The sequence below is a fragment of the Microtetraspora sp. NBRC 16547 genome (genome assembly GCF_030268965.1).
Taxonomy (GTDB): domain Bacteria; phylum Actinomycetota; class Actinomycetes; order Streptosporangiales; family Streptosporangiaceae; genus Microtetraspora.
Genome location: NZ_BSSE01000031.1, coordinates 38,060 through 54,772 on the forward strand (window position 1 = coordinate 38,060; position 16,713 = coordinate 54,772).

Below are 16,713 nucleotides of genomic sequence, written 5' to 3' on the forward strand. Positions count from 1 at the left end.
ACCGGCATGGACATCGCCATTCACTGGACCTTCCTCCCGCACAACGACCCGGACGCCTCTCTGGCCTTCTATCGCGACACCCTCGGCTTCGAGGTCCGCAACGACGTCGGAAACGGCAAGATGCGCTGGATCACCGTCGGTCCCGCCGACCAGCCCGGCACGTCCATCGTCCTGGAGCCCCCGGCCGCCGACCCCGGCGTCACCGACGCCGAGCGCCGCACCATCGCCGAGATGATGGCCAAGGGCACCTACGCCCGCATCGTTCTGGCCACCGCCGACCTCGACGGCACCTTCGAGAAGGTACAGGCCGGCGGCGCCGAGGTCGTCCAGGAGCCGACCGAGCAGCCGTACGGCATTCGTGACTGCGCCTTCCGCGATCCCGCGGGCAACCTGATCCGCATCAACGAGCTCCGCTGAGCCGTACGGCAATCGCAGCCCCGACCTGTACAGACCCCTAATGGAGACACAATTAGCATGGCCAAAAGTACGGACACGCAGTCGCCTGAGCTGCACGTTGCCGACAGCCACGATCTGATCCGCGTGCACGGCGCGCGCGAGAACAACCTCAAGAACGTCAGCGTCGAGCTCCCGAAGCGCCGGCTGACGGTGTTCACCGGCGTCTCCGGCTCGGGTAAGAGCTCGCTGGTGTTCGGCACGATCGCCGCGGAGTCGCAGCGGCTGATCAACGAGACGTACAGCGCCTTCGTGCAGGGCTTCATGCCGACGCTGGCGCGGCCCGAGGTCGACGTGCTCGATGGGCTGACCACGGCGATCATCGTCGACCAGGAGCGGATGGGCGCGAACTCCCGCTCCACGGTGGGCACCGTCACCGACGCCAACGCGATGCTGCGCATCCTGTTCAGCCGGCTCGGGCAGCCGCACATCGGCTCGCCCCAAGCGTTCTCCTTCAACGTCGCCTCAATCAGCGGAGCGGGTGCGGTCACACTCGAGCGCGGCGGGAAGACCGTGAAGGAGCGGCGCGACTTCAACATCACCGGCGGCATGTGTCCGCGCTGCGAGGGCATGGGCTCGGTCACCGACTTCGACCTGTCCGCGCTGTACGACGACAGCAAGTCGCTGAACGAGGGCGCGCTCGCGATCCCCGGCTACAGCGTCGACGGCTGGTACGGCCGCATCTTCAGGGGCTGTGGCTTCTTCGACCCGGACAAGCCGATCCGCAAGTTCACCAAGAAGGAGCTGCACGATCTGCTCCACAAGGAGCCGACCAAGATCAAGGTCGACGGCATCAACCTGACCTACGAGGGCCTGATCCCGAAGATCCAGAAGTCGTTCCTGTCCAAGGATGTCGACGCGCTGCAGCCGCACATCCGGGCGTTCGTGGAGCGGGCGGTCACCTTCAGCACCTGCCCTGATTGCGCGGGCACCCGGCTCAACGAGGCGGCTCGATCGTCGCGGATCGGCGGGATCAACGTCGCCGACGCCTGCGCGATGCAGATCAGCGACCTGGCCAAATGGGTCCGCGGCCTCGACGAGCCGTCGGTCGCGCCGCTGTTGGCGACGCTGCGGCACACCCTCGACTCGTTCGTGGAGATCGGGCTGGGCTATCTCAGCCTCGACCGGCCGTCGGGCACGCTGTCGGGCGGCGAGGCGCAGCGCACCAAGATGATCCGCCACCTCGGGTCGTCGCTCACCGACGTCACCTACGTCTTCGACGAGCCGACGATCGGGCTGCACCCCCATGACATCCAGCGGATGAACGACCTGCTGCTGCAGCTGCGCGACAAGGGCAACACCGTGCTCGTCGTGGAGCACAAGCCGGAGGCGATCGCGATCGCCGACCACGTCGTCGACCTCGGCCCGCGCGCCGGCACCGAGGGCGGCGAGGTGGTGTTCGAGGGCACCGTCGAAGGGCTGCGGGCCAGCGGCACGCTCACCGGGCGGCACCTGGACGACCGCGCCTGTCTGAAGCCGTCGGTGCGGACGCCGTCGGGGGTGCTGGAGGTGCGCGGCGCCGACACCCACAACCTGCAGGACGTCGACGTCGAGATCCCGCTCGGGGTGCTTGTCGTCGTCACCGGGGTGGCGGGCTCGGGCAAGAGCTCGCTGATCCACGGCTCGGTGTCGGGCCGGGACGGAGTGGTGGCGGTCGACCAGGGCGCGATCCGCGGCTCGCGGCGGAGCAACCCGGCGACCTACACCGGGCTGCTCGACCCGATCCGCAAGGCGTTCGCGAAGGCCAACGGTGTGAAGCCGGCGCTGTTCAGCGCCAACTCCGAGGGCGCCTGCCCCACCTGCAACGGCGCCGGCGTCATCTACACCGACCTGGCGATGATGGCCGGCGTCGCCACCACCTGCGAGGAGTGCGAGGGGAAGCGGTTCCAGGCCGAGGTGCTCGAGTACACGTTCGGCGGCCGCGACATCAGCGAGGTGCTCGCGATGTCGGTGACCGAGGCCGAGGAGTTCTTCGGCGCCGGCGAGGCACGTACGCCGGCCGCGCACGCCATCCTCGGCCGGCTCGCCGACGTCGGGCTCGGCTACCTCAGCCTCGGCCAGCCGCTCACTACGCTGTCCGGCGGCGAGCGGCAGCGGCTGAAGCTGGCCACCCACATGGCCGCCAACGGCGGCGTCTACGTCCTCGACGAGCCGACCACCGGCCTCCACCTCGCCGACGTCGAGCAGCTGCTCGGCCTGCTCGACCGGCTCGTCGACTCCGGCAAGTCAGTCATCGTCATCGAGCACCACCAGGCGGTCATGGCGCACGCCGACTGGATCATCGACCTCGGCCCCGGCGCCGGCCACGACGGCGGCCGGGTCGTCTTCGAGGGCACACCCGCCGACCTCGTCGCCGCCCGCTCCACCCTCACCGGCGAGCACCTGGCGGCCTACGTTGGCACCTGACCGAGGTCCTCGCGGACACCGTGAGACGAGTTCTCTCGTCTGTTTTGACTCGTCTCGACCGGTAAAGGGGCGTGTGCAACAGGGTCGAGTGCGCATTCATCCTTCGTATGTGGCACGATCTCGCAGATGACCAGCAGACCCGCCGCGGCGCAGCACCTGCGCGACCTCGCGCGGCTGCGCCGCGTCCGCGACCGGATCGACCGGGAGTACGCGCAGCCGCTGGACGTCGAGGCGCTGGCCCGCGGCGTGAACATGTCGGCCGGGCACCTCAGCCGCCAGTTCCGGCTCGCCTACGGCGAGTCGCCGTACTCCTATCTGATGACGCGGCGCGTCGAGCGCGCGATGGCACTGCTGCGTCGTGGCGACCTCAGCGTCACCGAGGTCTGTTTCGCGGTCGGCTGCTCGTCGCTGGGCACCTTCAGCACTCGCTTCACCGAGCTGGTCGGAATGCCGCCCAGCACCTACCGGCACCACGCGGCGCGTGGGACGGCGGGGATGCCGTCGTGCGTGGCGAAACAGGTGACCAGACCGATCAGGAACCGAGAAGCGCCGGTCACCGAGCCGCGACTACGCTCGGCTAGTTGAGTCCCGATCGTATGCCGGTGCGACGGGAGCGGGCCAGAACCAGCCCGCCGAGGACCGTGGCGATCAGCCCGACCACCAGGGCCACGAAGCCCCCGACTATTCCGTAGCCGGTGCCGGGACCACCGTCGGCGGCGGCCACAACCAGCCCGCCGATGACCGCGCCGGCCAGCCCCGCCACCAGGGCCACGATGGCCCCCCTTCGCCCGTTGCCGGTGCCGATACGACCAGCGGAGCGGGCCAGAGCCAGCCCACCGATGACCACGCCGGCCAGCCCTAGCAGCGCGGCCACCAAGGACCAGAGGCGCCCGGCGGTCAAGGTGTAAGCACTGGCGGGGTCCGGCTGGACCAAGACGTGCGCGGCCGCCGGTGCGGCAAGCTGGAAACCTTCAATGAGGGTGGCTCCGGCCACGGCAAGCACAAGTCGGACTGACATGAGGTGTTCCTTCTCCTCCTGCGAGTGGACGTCGTCTGATCATGTCCGCCGCACCCACCGCCGGTCGTCCAGCGGACGCAGGCAATTCACGCTGCCGCCGATGCCGCAGCCGGCTACCGCGGACGCCGCAGGAGCCGCGAAGGTACCGCGTGTGCGGTAGCCGGACGATCATCCGCGCGCAGGAGTCGTCCGCGCAGACATCCAGCTAAGGTGCGCGCATGAGTACAGGATGGTCCGGTGTCCAGGCCGGTGTCAGAGACTGGGCGATCGCCGTCTGCGTGGCGGCGACGCTGCTGGTCACCGGGCTGTCCGGGCAGCACTCCGCCACGAACCTCGACCTGCTCGGCTACGCGCTGCTGACAGCCGGCGGCCTGGCGCTGGCCGCGCGCCGCCGCGCTCCGGTTCCGGTCCTGGCCGTCACCGGGCTGTGCGCGGTGGGTTACCAGGCGGCCGGTTTCGACGTGCCTGCCGTCGCGTACCTGTTCGCGGTGTACGCCGCCGTGCGGGCGGGACACCGCATCGTCACGGTGGCGGCGAGCGTGACCGTGCTGGCCGCTCTCCCGCTCGCGGCCCTGGCCTCGGGCCTGCACGACACGGGCGAGGCGTTCGCGCAGGCTCGAGGCGCTCTCGAGGTGGCCTGGCTGATCGCTGCCGGTGCCGCGGGGGAAGCGCTGCGGCAGGCCGAGCGGCGGGCGGACGAGGCCGAGCGCACCCGGGAGGAGACCGCGCGGCGCCGCGCCGACGAGGAGCGGCTGCACATCGCGCGGGAGCTGCACGATTCGCTCACCCACCAGATCTCGGTCATCAAGGTGCAGGCCGAAGTCGCCGTCCACGTGGCCCGCAAGCGCGGCGAGCAGGTGCCGGAGGCTCTGCTGGCGATCCAGGAGGCAGTTCGGGAGGCGACCCGGGAGCTGCGAGCGACCCTGGAGGCGCTGCGCGAGGACGACACGACCCCGCCGCGTGGTCTCGACCACGTACCGGAACTGGTGAAACGGGCCCGTACGAGCGGACTGGACACGACGCTGACGATCGAAGGACAACGACGCGACGTGCCGGCCGCGGTGGACCGGACCGCCTATCGCATCGTTCAGGAGTCGCTCACCAACGTCGCCCGCCACGCCGCCGCCGCCACGGCCTCGGTCCGGATCGACTACCGCCCGGACGCCCTCGCCATACGCGTCGACGACGACGGCAAGGCCGCGCCGAGCACCGCCCCGATGCCCGGCATCGGACTGCTCGGGATGCGCGAACGCGTCACCGCCCTCGGCGGCCACCTGCGCGCCGAACCCCGCGACGAGGGCGGCTTCACCGTCCAAGCCGAGCTTCCAGTGGACCGAACGCCATGATCCGTGTCCTGCTGGTCGACGACCAGCCGCTCATTCGCAGCGGATTCCGCGCGCTCCTCGACCTCGAGGACGACATCGAGGTGGTGGCCGAGGCCGCCGACGGCAAGGAGGGCCTGGCTCTCGCCAAGCAGCACCTGCCCGACATCGTGCTCATCGACATCCAGATGCCGGTCGTCGACGGCATCGAGGCGACCCGGCGCATCGCCGCGGACCCGACCCTGGACCAGGTGCACGTCGTCATCCTGACCAACTACGGCCTCGACGAGTACGTCTTCAACGCGCTGCGCGCCGGCGCCGCCGGGTTCCTCGTCAAGGACATCCTGCCGGAAGACTTCCTGCACTCGGTTCGCGTCGCCGCACGCGGCGACGCCCTGCTCGCACCGTCGATCACCCGCAAGCTGATCAACCGCTACGTCACCCAGCCGCTCCACCCAGGCGCCGACACGGTGCTGAAGGAGCTGACCAACCGCGAGCGCGAAGCCGTCGTCCTGGTCGCACACGGCCTGTCCAACGACCAGATCGCCGACCGCATGGTGATCAGCCCGCTGACCGCGAAGACCCACATCAACCGGGCCATGGTCAAACTCCATGCCCGTGACCGCGCCCACCTCGTGGTCCTCGCCTACGAGTCCGGCCTGGTAGCCCCTCGAAACCGCTGATGCGCTCCCGGGACGCGGCACTGGCGGCCTTCTGGCGGCGGGACGTGCGACGGGGCAGGCGCAGCGAGTTGATCTTGTGGCCGGCGAAGCCCAGGAACGCCGGCAGCAGGGTCACCGCGGCGATCATCGTCACCAGCACGATCACCGACGTGGCGACGGCTACTCCGGTCATCAGCCGCTGTTCCATGACGATCAGGCCCAGCAGCGCGATCACGACGGTCGTGCCGGCGAACAGGACCGCGTGACCGGCCGTTGTGATGGCCTTGACCGTGGCGGTCTCGGGCTCGTCACCGGCCTGCAGGCTGTCCTTGTAGCGGGTCACGATGAACAGTGCGTAGTCGATGCCGACACCGAGCCCTATCATCGCGGCGAGGATCACAGTGAAATCCGGTGAGGGGACCAGGTACCCCACCAGCTTCATCAGGGCGATGCCGGCGGCGATCGCCAGCAGTGCGGTCACGATCGGCAGGCCCATCGCCACCAGTGACCCGAAGGCGATGAACAAGATCACCGCTGCGGCCACGATGCCCACGCTCTCGGCCGAACCCTGCGGGGGTGTCTCGGCCTTCTCTGCCTTCTGCCCGCCCAGCCCCAGCGTCACGCCGTCACCGGAGGCGTTCTTGACCAGGCCCACCAGGGGCTTGACCTCGGTCTTGTCCGCCTCCTCGTGGGTCAGCGGGACGGTCGTACGGGCGATACGACGATCCTGCGTCACCAGATTCTTGTCCTGATACGGCGAGGTCACCGGTCCTACCACGGGCCCGCCGCGATCCTCGCCGCGCCCGCGTCCGCCGCCACCTCCGACCCCGGTCCCGAGACCTGCCTTCAGGGCTATGTGTGGCGAGTGGCGCGCCCCGCGGGGTGCCGGCACCAAGGGTGCCCGACACACGTGAAGGCGCGGCGGCGCAGCCGCCATGCCCACCCCGTCGTAGCCAACCGGCCGTGAGGAAAGCTCGGGAGCTAGATATGCCAGTAGGCCCCCCAGGGCCTACCTGGAATCGAACCAGGTAAGAAGGAAGCCCTCGAATGGCCTCACGACCGGAACGCGAGGAAAGCGGGAGAACTAGAAGCTTCTAATCAAGAATGGAGAAGGAAGCTCACCCATGGCCTCACGGTTCCCCCACCGTATCAGGCGGGGATCAGCTCATGCAGCGTCGCGGGCGTGTACGCCCGAGACCCCGCGGGCAGATCGTCCGGAGCCTCCAGCCCGATGTACGTGGTGTGCCCGGCCGACGACGCTTTCGCGCGCAGCAGGTCGGCCATATAGCGGACCCGCAGGTAGTCGCGCTCCACGATCGAGCGCACCAGCAGGGAGGCGGTGACCCGGTTGCCCTCCACCTGGTTGAAGCCGGGATGCCCCTTCAGGTAGAGGTGCAGCCATTTCACCCGCCAGTCGCCGTCGTCACCACGAAGGAAGACGAGCGGCAGCGCGACCCGGCCGGAGCCGCGCAGGTCGGACTTCATCCGCACGGTACGCGGCTCGAACGGCCGGCCTTTCTGCTCGGCGTCCCGCGTCATGTAGCCGAAGAACGCCTCGGCGGCCTCGTGGAACTGCTCACCTGCGTAGACGTTGACCTGGGGGATGATGATCGGCTGGGTCGCGTCGGCGAGCCGGATGTCGATGAACTCCGAAGCGCCGTGGGGCGCGGGCGCCTCGGTGAGGTCACCGGAGTACTCGGCGAAGCCGTTCGTGTAGTTCGTCCACGAGATGTGCGTCGGATTGTCGTAGGAGGCGTCGAGCATGAGCGCGGACAGATCGTAGTCGGTGCGCCGCTCGGCCTGGCGCCAGTGGACGAAGAACCTGAGCAGCTCGCCGTCCACCCGCGAAAGCGAGCCGCGGGGCAGTATGCCGAGCCCGGGCGAGACGGCCTTGCCGGACAGTGGCAGGGCGACGTCGAGCACGTCAGGATCGACGATCAGCTCCCCGGGGTCGCCGAGGCGGCGGGTGATCTCCTCGTCCAGGACGGCGAGCGCCCGCGACAGGACCTCCTGCTCAAGCGGCGCGCGGGTGTCAGGCGCCGTCCACGCCCTGCCGTACCGGTTGGTGAAGACGCGACCGGCGGCGGGGGCGAGCCGGTTCTGCAGGTGCTCGCGCAGGGACACCAGGACGCGGCCGGAGGCACCCGTCGCCGCTCTTTCCGCGGCGTCGAGTACGGCCGACGCCGACGGGCCGGTCCGCAGCAGGTGGTCAAGGCGGCGCAGCAGCGCGCCGGGCGCGTTCTCCAGCAGTTCGACGGCGTCGGCGGTACGGCCCGTCGACAGGGCGGCCTCGACCCTGCTGTCGAAGCTAGCGGCCTCGCGCACGCCCCTGGCCACCTCGAAAACGTGGGCGGCACGCGGGAACTGCGGGTACTCGTGGGGGTGCAGCCGCTCGCCGAGCCGCTTCCACTGCTCCCTGTAGCGGTGCACGTCGCCGAGCTTGGCCGGGATGGCGACCGCGTCCAGAGCCTGCAGGAACGCGCGGCGCTCGGCACGGCGGAACGAGCGGAACCTGGTAGGAGTGGCCAGCGTGACGTCGCCTCCGGAGCAGCCGCAGGCGAGCCGGAGCACGTCGGTCACCGTGTCGACGAGCAGCGGCCGGCCGGCGGCCAGCCGTACCTCGTTGACGATGGCGCGGTTTTCGCGAACGGGGACGCACTCCGGCTCGTCGGCGCAGAACGAAGCCAAGATGTGCAGGGCCGCCAGATCCTCGGCGGCCAGCGGCACCTCAGAGCCTGCCAGCGAGAAGTACAGCTCACGCGCCTCGGACTCCAGGCTCCCGCCCAACTCCAGCACGGTCACCCGGTCCCCGGCCAGCGGGATCAGCTCGGCGTGCGCCGCCAGCAGATCGGCGTAGGCGTGCGGGTAGCGGCCGTAGCCCGGCAGGGTCAGCAGGTCGAGCGTCGGCGACTGGACGCGCGCGGCGGCGACCGGGTCGAGCAGCGCCTCGCGCAGCAGGCCGGCCCAGAACTCCAGGGTGTCGGGCACGTTTGCGGGGAAATCGATGAAGTACGCGTTGTGCTGAACGTGGTCGCCGACCAGGCCGCGGACGGCAGCCAGGATGCGTACGCCGAGATCGACCACGGTCTCGCCGGGCAACCGCGACAGCCGTTCGAGCAGGGCAGCCGAGCACGTGAAGCCGACGCTCAGCAGCGCGGCGTCGAGCTGGCGGGCGGCCACCTCTCCCCAGCCCGGTGTGGAGCCGGCGGGGGTGCCGATAGGAACTCGTAGCCGCCTGGTGATGACGAGACTTTCCAGAGTGTCCACGAGCGCACCTTATCGGCGGAAATCTCGACACGCTGCGGGTTTTCTCAGTATTTGATCATCAACGAGTTCCTCGAGCCGGCCCGCCACTACTACCGGCGACGCGCGGTTCGGCATGCGACGGAGGAGGCTAGCGAGGGGGCAGACAAGATAAGCCCGAAAGAAGCAGCGAGGCTGGTGGGGAGCGTCTTCGTCTTTCGGCTGTGACGTGACTCTCTGCACGGGTTTTGTTGCGGTTTGGTGAACTGCCGGGTTCTCTGTCTTGATCGTGGCTACGGTTTCGGCGTCTGAAGGCTGGGGTGAAGGCGAGGGACGGCCCGGGGTGACGTGGATTGAGCGCACCGCCTATCCGCAGTTCAAGCGGCTGACGTCGGCGCGGGTGCTGCATGTGGTCTTCACACCCTCGAGCGAGGAAAACCGGCCCAGCGTGCCACCTGGTCGCCGAAGGCAGGCAGATCGCCGCCGACCAGCTCGGCCAGATCGCCCCCTATCTACGCGCCCACATCAGCCGCTTCGGCGCCTACGCCACCGACGAGTTGCGCCGCGAGCCCGACCCGTTCGACCCGCTCCTCAAAGAGGTCGACTTCACCGCCATCGATCTGGCCGCATGACACTGGAGGATGCTATGAATGACCGTCTTGTGCACACGGTGGAAGTGCCCGTGGGCGACGGCAGTGACGAGGTTGTCCGTGTCCAGATCCGCGAGGTCGATGAGGCTCTTGTCCGCGTGGGCAGGGGCGGGCGCACCATAGCGCGGGCCGAGCGGTCGCTCGGGCAGATGCTGGAAACTGTCCGCCCTGTGGCGGAGAGCTTTGTCACGCGGTTGCGAGGACTGGCCAACGCGCCGGATGAGATCGTGTTGGAGTTCGGGGTCTCGCTGTCGGCCGAGGCGGACGTCGTCATCGCGAGCACGGCAACCGCGGCCAATTTCTCGGTGAGTTTGACGTGGAACCGTAGCGACGCCCGAGGCGCAACTGACGAGCCAGCGGGGGCTTGATCCGATCTGTATCTGCCGTGAGGAGCGGAGGGGACGCGATGGCGGAGACAGGACGGACATGGTCAGACAGCCCGGATGAAGACCTGGCTGCGGCGATCGTCCAGATCAAAGGGCAGCACGGCGCGCTGGGGGGCGCGGGTTTTCTCATCACACCGGACCTGGTGCTGACCTGCGCCCATGTGGTCTCCGACGCACTGGAGAAGCCCCGGCAGGAGCCTGTGCCCACGGGGACGCCGGTCACGGTGGAGCTTCCGCTGGCCCCGCCCCCGGTCAGCGGTGGGCCACGCCCGGCATGGCTGGCCCGGGTGGAGAACTGGGTGCCGATCAGGGCCGAGCGGACCGGCGACATCGCTGTCCTGCGGCTGCCGGAGCCCATCCCCGGCACTCATCCGCTGCCCATGGCCGACCCCGACAAGGTGGAGGGCGGCCAGGTGCGCGCGGTGGGATTCACCCGCGACGCGCCGGGCGGGATCTGGTTTGAGGGCAAGCTCGTCGGCGCCACGGGTGAGGGCTGGGTGCAGCTGTCGAGAGCCACCGGGCAGGCCGCCCACGTCAAGCCTGGCTTCAGCGGCAGTCCCGTCTGGGACAACGCACTGCGTGCGGTGGTCGGCCTGCTGGTGGCGGCACAGCCCGAAAGCGACGCCCAGCAGGCCTACGCGCTGCGCACGAAGACCATCGTGCGGGAGATTCCCACCCTCGGCCCCGCCGTACGCCCGCCCTCACCCTTCCGCGGCCTGGAAACCTACCGGGAAAACGACGGCCACGTCTTCTGCGGACGCGATGGCGACATCGCAGAAGTCGTCACCGCCCTGCGCAGTGCTCACACCGTGACGGTGTACGGGCCTTCAGGCTGCGGCAAGTCGTCGCTGGCTCTGGCCGGTGTGGTGCCCCGGATGCGGGATGCCGGATACAAGGTGCTGGTGGTCAACGCCGGGCGGATCTCCTCTCCGCGGTCTGCGCTTGCCACCGAGCTGTTCGAAGCCGTCCAGTCCGAGCGGCACGGGCCCGCGCGGGCGCACAGCGCCGACCAGGTCGAGGGCTGGCTCAAGGACAAGGGGATAGCGGACACGCTCCACCGCGCCTGGGGCACAGCCTCGGTCAATCTCCTGGTCGTCCTCGACCAGGCCGAAGCGCTGCTGAACCGCACCCAAACCGAGATCGACGAGCTCATCGACCTGCTGTTCCCACAGCGTCATCCGGTCGGCGGGCTGCGGGTCCTGGTCACGCTGCGGTCCGACTTGATGGACGCGGTTCTGAAGCACCCCCGCCTGGGGCCCGCCTTGCGCGGCGGATTGACACTTCCGCTCACCCCCATGGCACGCGACCAGCTCCAGGAGGTGATCACCAAGCCCGTCAAGCCGCCCGTGGCATACGAACCGGGGCTCGTGCGACGCATCCTGGACGACGCGGGCGCCGAGCCGGGAATCCTCCCTCTGCTGGGCTTCGTGTTGCAGCAGCTGTGGGAAAAGGCGGACGGCGGCTACCTGCGAAACAAGGCATACGAGGATATGGGGGGCGTGTTCAAAGCACTGGAAAAGCACGCCGACCAGGCCTGGAAGGACTGCGTCGGCGAGCAGGCAGAGGTGAAGGCCGCAGCGAAGCGGCTGCTCACCGGCCTGGTGCAAGTGCCGCCCGGCGGCGAGCGGCAGATGCCGGTGCGGCGCACACTCACTCGTGCGGAAGCAGGCGAGCAGGGCTGGCAGATCGCGGAAGCCTTCGCCAGGCGGCGACTGCTGGTGCTGGACCGCGGCAAAGACAAACCGGAAACCGCCGAACTGGCCCATGAAGCACTGATCATGGCCTGGCCCGCGCTGCGGCGGCAGGTGGAAGACGACCGAACGTTTCTGACCGCGCGGGCGGAACTGGACCATGACCTACGGCGCTGGAAGGACCCCAAACGATCTGCGTTGCCTGCGCCAGCGCAGCTGGCGGCGCTCGATCAGTGGCTGGGCAAGCGTGAAAGCGAACTGTCCGAAGAGCAACGTGAGTTCCTGGAGCTTGCCCGCCGCCGGCAGCGGGCCCGGCGCCGACGGACCCGCGCCGTGTGGACCGCGCTGGCCCTGGTGGCCGCGCTGATCGTGGGCCTGGGTACCTTCCTCGGTGACCAGATGCAGGTCAGCGCGGAGCGGGCAGCGGAGGGACGCTCACGTGCAATCGCCAGCCTCACCCAGGAAACCGCCACAACCGACCCAGGGCTGGCAGCTCTGGCCGCCATCGCGGCCTACAAGACCGCGCCGACGCAGGAAGCCCGCAGCGCGCTGCTGCGCCGATACGACCAGTTCAAAGACGCCGCATGGGCGCTGACCGGTGTCCAAGGGCCGACCCAGGACGTCGCGATGAGCGCAGACGGCTCGGTGACGCTGGCGACGTCCGGGCTCGGCCGCGCGACGCTGTTCGTCCGCCACGCCAGCGGCAGGGTGCTGCGCAAGCATCTCAACCTCGCCGACAACGTGTTCGCCCCCCTGGTCAGCAGAGACGGCCGGCGCATCGCCTACATACTGAAGGGGCAGGGCTCGGTGGTCTGGCACGATGTGCGCCCCACGGCGAACGACATCATCGTGGGCCCGGCGCGCCGCCTGCGCGGCGGCGAACTCACGCAAGTCACGCTCGGAGGACTGCAGGGTTCCTTCAGCGTCGCCGCCTTCTCCCCCAACGCCGACCAGGTAGCCGCGGTGGCACTGGACGGAAAGCTGCGGGTGTGGGACGTGACGACGCAGCAACTTCGGACGCTGCCGCAGCGCCTGCCTCCCCTGCAGCAGGTGTGGTTCGGCCCGGACGAGAACACGCTCGTGGCCGTGCGGCGCGACAGCACGGTGGATATTCTCTCCAGTTCCGTGGTGTCCCTCGACATCCGCACCGGGAAGATACGTGACCTGGAGGACCGCCACAGCACGTCGGGTCAGCGGCTGGACGCGGCCGATGTCTCAGCCGATGGCGGTGTGCTGGTTGTCTGCCGGGGCCGCACCACCGGCGGGGGAAAGGCCACCTACCGGGCCGCACGCGTGGCAGACGGACGGGAACTGACCCGCTACACGCCCCCCGGCGACTACAGCTCATGCCGCCACCCCGCCATCGACCAAACAGGCGAGCACATCGCGATCAACGAAGGTAACGGCAACTGGGCGCTCCTCGATGCCCGGCCGGGCAAGCACCCGCAACGGTTCTTCGGGGCCTCCAGCATCAGCTACGGTGACAAGGTCGGACCCCTCCTGGGCAATCCCGGCGATCCCATCGTGGTCCACCGCAGCGAAACCGGGGTGACCGGATGGAGGATGATCGCTGAAGACGGCGCCGTGGCTTTCAGCCCGCCAAAGCTGCTCGACCACGGGAAAACGATGGTGGTCCGCTTGGGCGAGCACGGCGACAGGCTGTCGGTCAGAGAGACCGAGGGCCAGGAAAGAACCCTCGCCGAGGTCCGCAATGACGCCACCACGCCCCCGGACGCCAAGCAGGAACTGGCCGTCAACGGCTCGGAAACGCTGCTGGCCGATGTGGCCGACCACAACAGGATCACGATCCGGGACCTACCAGACCTGCGCACGGTGGCCGAGTTCACCACCCGCATGCCCCCTATGGGCAAGGACGGGAAGCGAGAACTGGTGAGCTTCTTCTTCATCAGTGATGAGGAACTGGTGACGGCCTCCGGAGGAGTGGTCGAACACTGGAATGCCCGCGATGGCCGGCGCCTGTCCAATCCGCTCGACATACGCGATCTCCGCATTGACGGGGTGGATCCCACGGAGTTCTTCCCACAGCCGCTGTTTCCCGAGCCGGGGCATGTGCAGTTCGTCAACCTCGGCGACCACACCCTGCGCGCCGTGAATCTGCGCACGGGAACAGAGAACCCGGACCTGCGGATCCGGCTGGGCCCCGACATGCTCACCGCCGTGGTCAATCGCAGCGGCCGCCTCGCCCTCGTGCTGACCAGAGGCTCCATGATCGAGCTGTGGTCGGTGCAAGACCGCCGCCGACCGCAAAGGGTGCTGGGCCCGCTCGGGCCGCTGGAGCCGAACAGGTGGCAGATCGGGGGCTGGGGGGATTCCGGATTCTTCCTGGCCAACGGGAACTCCGTACGTTTCATGTCGGCGGCGGACCCTGGTCGTATCGACATCGAGTCCTACGACTTCGCAGACAAGCAAGGCTTCTTGGCATCGGCCGACGGCGGGAAGGCCCTGCTGAGGAACCCCATGAACGGAGGGCACGTAGACATGTTCCGGCTCGACCCCATGCTCTGGCAGCGCCACCTGTGCAACGTCCTCGGAGGCGACCTCAGCCAAGACGAGCGCCGCATCCTGCCGCCGGGGCTGCCGGATGTCCTATGCCCGCCCCGATGAACAACCTCACCATCGATTGAGCAGGCACGGCGGACGAGTCACTCACCTCAACGGCGGATGCCTCGATAGGCGACAGTGCTGTCCGTCAAAGGAACCCCTATCCGCCTCGGGGGCACGGTGGGCCTCTGCCCCCCTAGCGCGGACGGCCGGAGCGGCGCCACCACACCACCTCCACGGCGGGCGGTAGCTGAATGTCGGTCGCTGTCTCCATCGAGAACGAGGCGTTGCGCGGCGAGTTTACCGACGCGGGGATGATGCGTCAGGCCGTGCGGCCGATCGCCGCAACCCTAAAACCATTGCGCAATATCTGTTGCACAACTTCTGTTGCAGGTATCACCATGATCCTGTGACGGATCCAGACCTTCCCAAAGTGACCGACTCCCGAGTGCTCGCCGCAATGTCGCACCCGCTCCGCCGGCGCCTCATGGACATGCTCAAGGTTTACGGCCCGGCCACCGCGAGCGCTCTGGCCGACCGGACCGGTCAGGCGGTCGCCAACATCAGCCACCACCTGAAGGTGCTCGGCGTTGCGGGCTTGATCGTGGAGGCGCCGGAACTCGCCAAGGATCGCCGCGAGCGCTGGTGGCGGCTGGTCGCACCGACGCTCCGCTGGGTGACCGGCGACTTCGACGACGACCCGGCCGGCCAAGTGGTGGCCAACGCAGCGGTCTCGCTCGGTCTCGACCGGCAGGTCAGCCTGGTTCGCGCCTGGCACGCCACCAGGGAGGAACGCCCCGCATGGAACGGGGCGGCCTTCTCCGTCGACAAGTGGCTGCACCTGACTCCTGCCGAACTCGGCGAGTTGGAGCAGGAGATCCTCGCGGTGCTCGACCGGTGGGAGCAGCGGAACCTGCCCGATGACGGGCAGACCCGCGAGCCGGTTTTCCTGTTTGCCCATGGCGTACCGGCACAGCCGTGACCGCCGTCGAATCCGCACCGCCGCGCGATCCCCGCGCGCCTCGCCGGCCGGACGGCCTGTTCCGGCATCGGAATTTTCGGCTGCTGTGGATCGGCCAGATCGCCAGCAAGCTGGGGAGCAGCGTGACCAGCGTGGCCCTGCCGCTGGTCGCGGTCGCCACGCTCGACGCGAGCACCTTCCAGGTGGCGCTGCTCTCCGCGGCGGCCTGGTTGCCCTGGCTGATCATCGGTTTGCCAGCCGGCGCCTGGGTGGACCGCCTGCCGCGCCGACCGGTGATGCTCACCTGCGATCTGGCCAGCCTGCTGCTCTTCCTCAGCGTCCCGGTCGCCGCCTGGCTGGATCGGCTGACCATCGGTCATCTGTTGGCCGTCGCGCTGGGCGCCGGCACCGCGAGTGTCTTCTTCCAGACGGCCTACCAGGTCTATCTGCCGTCCCTGCTGGATCGCGGCGAGGTGGCCGAGGGCAACGCCAAGGTACAGGCGACCGAGGCCGCCGCCCAGGTCGGCGGTCCAGGCGTGGCTGGCTTGATCACACAGCTCGCCGGCGCGGTGAACGGGCTGCTCGTCGATGCGGCGAGCTTCCTGATCTCGGCGCTCTGCTTGCTGGCGATCCGGACCCGCCGGCCTCGCCTCCCACGCGCCCGGCGAAGCAGCACACTGCGTCAGGAGATCGGCGAGGGCCTCCGGTTTGTGGCTCGGGACCCCTATCTGCGTGTGCTGACCGTGTTCTCGGCCGCAAGCAACATAGGGCTGATCGGTTATCAGTCGATCCTGGTCGTCTTCCTGGTCCGCGAGGTCGGGGTGAGCCCAGGTGCGGTCGGCGTTCTCGCCGCCGCGACGAGCCTTGGCGGGGTGCTCGGCGCCGTCTCGGCCACCGCGCCGGCTCGTCGCTTCGGATCGGCCCGCACCCTGCTCGCCGCCGAGCTGGGCGCGGCGCCTTTCGGGCTACTGATCCCGCTCACCGCACCGGGGCCGGGGCTGGCGCTGACGATTGCCGGCGGGTTCGTTGTCGGTGCCGGGGCCGCGGTGGGCAACGTGCTCAAGGGAAGCTTCCGGCAGACCTACAGCCCGCACGCCCTGCTCGGCCGGGCCACGGTGAGCATGCAACTGGTCAGCTACGGGACGATCCCGCTCGGCGCGCTGCTGGGCGGGGCGCTCGGCACCGCGTTGGGAGTCCGCCCCGCCATGTGGATCATCATGAGCGGGCTGGCCCTGACCGGGCTGATCCTGCTGACGGGACCGCTGCGCCGGCAGCGCGACCTGCCCGACCGGCCCAGCTTGGCCTCGGCCATCGCCTAGGCCGGCGAGCCCACCCGCGCCTGAACCGTCTCCGCCGTTC

At 69.2% G+C, this 16,713-nt stretch carries 14 protein-coding genes; 11 read left to right on the plus strand and 3 right to left on the minus strand.

Translation table 11 applies throughout. From position 1 onward, the window contains the following. Positions 1 to 6 precede the first annotated feature (6 nt). From QSK17_RS30370 to QSK17_RS30380, 3 genes are all read left to right on the plus strand, one after another. The gene (locus QSK17_RS30370; protein WP_285708946.1) at positions 7 to 417 is read left to right on the plus strand and encodes a VOC family protein; all 411 of its coding nucleotides are present in this window, start codon (positions 7 to 9) and stop codon (positions 415 to 417) included. Between the two features lie 57 nt (positions 418 to 474). After that, positions 475 to 2,859, plus strand: a complete 2,385-nt coding sequence (locus QSK17_RS30375; RefSeq protein WP_285708947.1) for an ATP-binding cassette domain-containing protein — start codon at positions 475 to 477, stop codon at positions 2,857 to 2,859. Between the two features lie 126 nt (positions 2,860 to 2,985). After that, positions 2,986 to 3,444: a helix-turn-helix transcriptional regulator gene (locus QSK17_RS30380; protein ID WP_285708948.1), complete on the plus strand. Its 459-nt coding sequence runs from the start codon at positions 2,986 to 2,988 to the stop codon at positions 3,442 to 3,444. Here the strand turns inward: QSK17_RS30380 and QSK17_RS30385 are convergent. Next, on the minus strand, positions 3,437 to 3,877 hold the full coding sequence (locus QSK17_RS30385; RefSeq protein WP_285708949.1) for a DUF6223 family protein: 441 nt from the start codon (positions 3,875 to 3,877) through the stop codon (positions 3,437 to 3,439). The genes QSK17_RS30380 and QSK17_RS30385 overlap by 8 nt on opposite strands. A 218-nt stretch (positions 3,878 to 4,095) precedes the next feature. Here QSK17_RS30385 and QSK17_RS30390 point away from each other — a divergent pair, with 218 nt between their 5' ends. Together QSK17_RS30390 and QSK17_RS30395 are read left to right on the plus strand one after the other, a co-directional pair. Then, a complete protein-coding gene (locus tag QSK17_RS30390) occupies positions 4,096 to 5,223 on the plus strand; it encodes a sensor histidine kinase (RefSeq protein WP_285708951.1) in 1,128 nt (375 codons plus the stop codon). Next, positions 5,220 to 5,882, plus strand: a complete 663-nt coding sequence (locus QSK17_RS30395) for a response regulator (protein WP_285708952.1) — start codon at positions 5,220 to 5,222, stop codon at positions 5,880 to 5,882. The genes QSK17_RS30390 and QSK17_RS30395 overlap by 4 nt, the downstream gene beginning before the upstream one ends. Here the strand turns inward: QSK17_RS30395 and QSK17_RS30400 are convergent. Continuing rightward, on the minus strand, positions 5,803 to 6,627 hold the full coding sequence (locus QSK17_RS30400; protein ID WP_285708953.1) for an MMPL family transporter: 825 nt from the start codon (positions 6,625 to 6,627) through the stop codon (positions 5,803 to 5,805). The two genes, QSK17_RS30395 and QSK17_RS30400, sit on opposite strands and share 80 nt — an antisense overlap. A gap of 383 nt (positions 6,628 to 7,010) precedes the next feature. Next, entirely contained in the window at positions 7,011 to 9,128 is a 2,118-nt protein-coding gene (locus QSK17_RS30405) for a TerD family protein (protein ID WP_285708954.1), read from the minus strand. 383 nt (positions 9,129 to 9,511) lie between these two features. Here QSK17_RS30405 and QSK17_RS30410 point away from each other — a divergent pair, with 383 nt between their 5' ends. The 6 genes from QSK17_RS30410 to QSK17_RS30435 all read left to right on the plus strand — a co-directional run bounded on the left by QSK17_RS30410 (position 9,512) and on the right by QSK17_RS30435 (position 16,673). Further along, positions 9,512 to 9,736: a hypothetical protein gene (locus tag QSK17_RS30410; RefSeq protein WP_285708955.1), complete on the plus strand. Its 225-nt coding sequence runs from the start codon at positions 9,512 to 9,514 to the stop codon at positions 9,734 to 9,736. A 14-nt stretch (positions 9,737 to 9,750) separates the two neighbouring features. Continuing rightward, positions 9,751 to 10,122 (plus strand): CU044_2847 family protein, encoded by a 372-nt coding sequence (locus QSK17_RS30415; protein ID WP_285708957.1) that lies wholly within the window; start codon positions 9,751 to 9,753, stop codon positions 10,120 to 10,122. 38 nt (positions 10,123 to 10,160) lie between these two features. After that, the gene (locus QSK17_RS30420) at positions 10,161 to 14,456 is read left to right on the plus strand and encodes an nSTAND1 domain-containing NTPase (RefSeq protein ID WP_285708959.1); all 4,296 of its coding nucleotides are present in this window, start codon (positions 10,161 to 10,163) and stop codon (positions 14,454 to 14,456) included. Positions 14,457 to 14,647: 191 nt separating this feature from the next. Then, complete coding sequence (locus QSK17_RS30425) at positions 14,648 to 14,806, plus strand: hypothetical protein (RefSeq protein ID WP_285708960.1); 159 nt, start codon at positions 14,648 to 14,650, stop codon at positions 14,804 to 14,806. Next, positions 14,803 to 15,375 (plus strand): ArsR/SmtB family transcription factor, encoded by a 573-nt coding sequence (locus QSK17_RS30430; RefSeq protein ID WP_285708961.1) that lies wholly within the window; start codon positions 14,803 to 14,805, stop codon positions 15,373 to 15,375. Before QSK17_RS30425 ends, QSK17_RS30430 begins: the two co-directional genes overlap by 4 nt. Further along, complete coding sequence (locus QSK17_RS30435) at positions 15,372 to 16,673, plus strand: MFS transporter (protein WP_285708962.1); 1,302 nt, start codon at positions 15,372 to 15,374, stop codon at positions 16,671 to 16,673. Before QSK17_RS30430 ends, QSK17_RS30435 begins: the two co-directional genes overlap by 4 nt. The last annotated feature ends 40 nt before the right edge of the window (positions 16,674 to 16,713 follow it).

What these genes read in the sequence shown, in the direction of transcription:
- QSK17_RS30410 (WP_285708955.1), top strand. Translation starts at nt 9,512, where the DNA reads ATGTGGTCTTCACACCCTCGAGCGAGGAAAACCGGCCCAGCGTGCCAC.
- QSK17_RS30425 (WP_285708960.1), top strand. Translation starts at nt 14,648, where the DNA reads ATGTCGGTCGCTGTCTCCATCGAGAACGAGGCGTTGCGCGGCGAGTTT.
- QSK17_RS30395 (WP_285708952.1), top strand. Translation starts at nt 5,220, where the DNA reads ATGATCCGTGTCCTGCTGGTCGACGACCAGCCGCTCATTCGCAGCGGA.
- QSK17_RS30415 (WP_285708957.1), top strand. Translation starts at nt 9,751, where the DNA reads ATGAATGACCGTCTTGTGCACACGGTGGAAGTGCCCGTGGGCGACGGC.
- QSK17_RS30390 (WP_285708951.1), top strand. Translation starts at nt 4,096, where the DNA reads ATGAGTACAGGATGGTCCGGTGTCCAGGCCGGTGTCAGAGACTGGGCG.
- QSK17_RS30380 (WP_285708948.1), top strand. Translation starts at nt 2,986, where the DNA reads ATGACCAGCAGACCCGCCGCGGCGCAGCACCTGCGCGACCTCGCGCGG.
- QSK17_RS30375 (WP_285708947.1), top strand. Translation starts at nt 475, where the DNA reads ATGGCCAAAAGTACGGACACGCAGTCGCCTGAGCTGCACGTTGCCGAC.
- QSK17_RS30370 (WP_285708946.1), top strand. Translation starts at nt 7, where the DNA reads ATGGACATCGCCATTCACTGGACCTTCCTCCCGCACAACGACCCGGAC.
- QSK17_RS30420 (WP_285708959.1), top strand. Translation starts at nt 10,161, where the DNA reads ATGGCGGAGACAGGACGGACATGGTCAGACAGCCCGGATGAAGACCTG.
- QSK17_RS30385 (WP_285708949.1), bottom strand. Translation starts at nt 3,877, where the DNA reads ATGTCAGTCCGACTTGTGCTTGCCGTGGCCGGAGCCACCCTCATTGAA.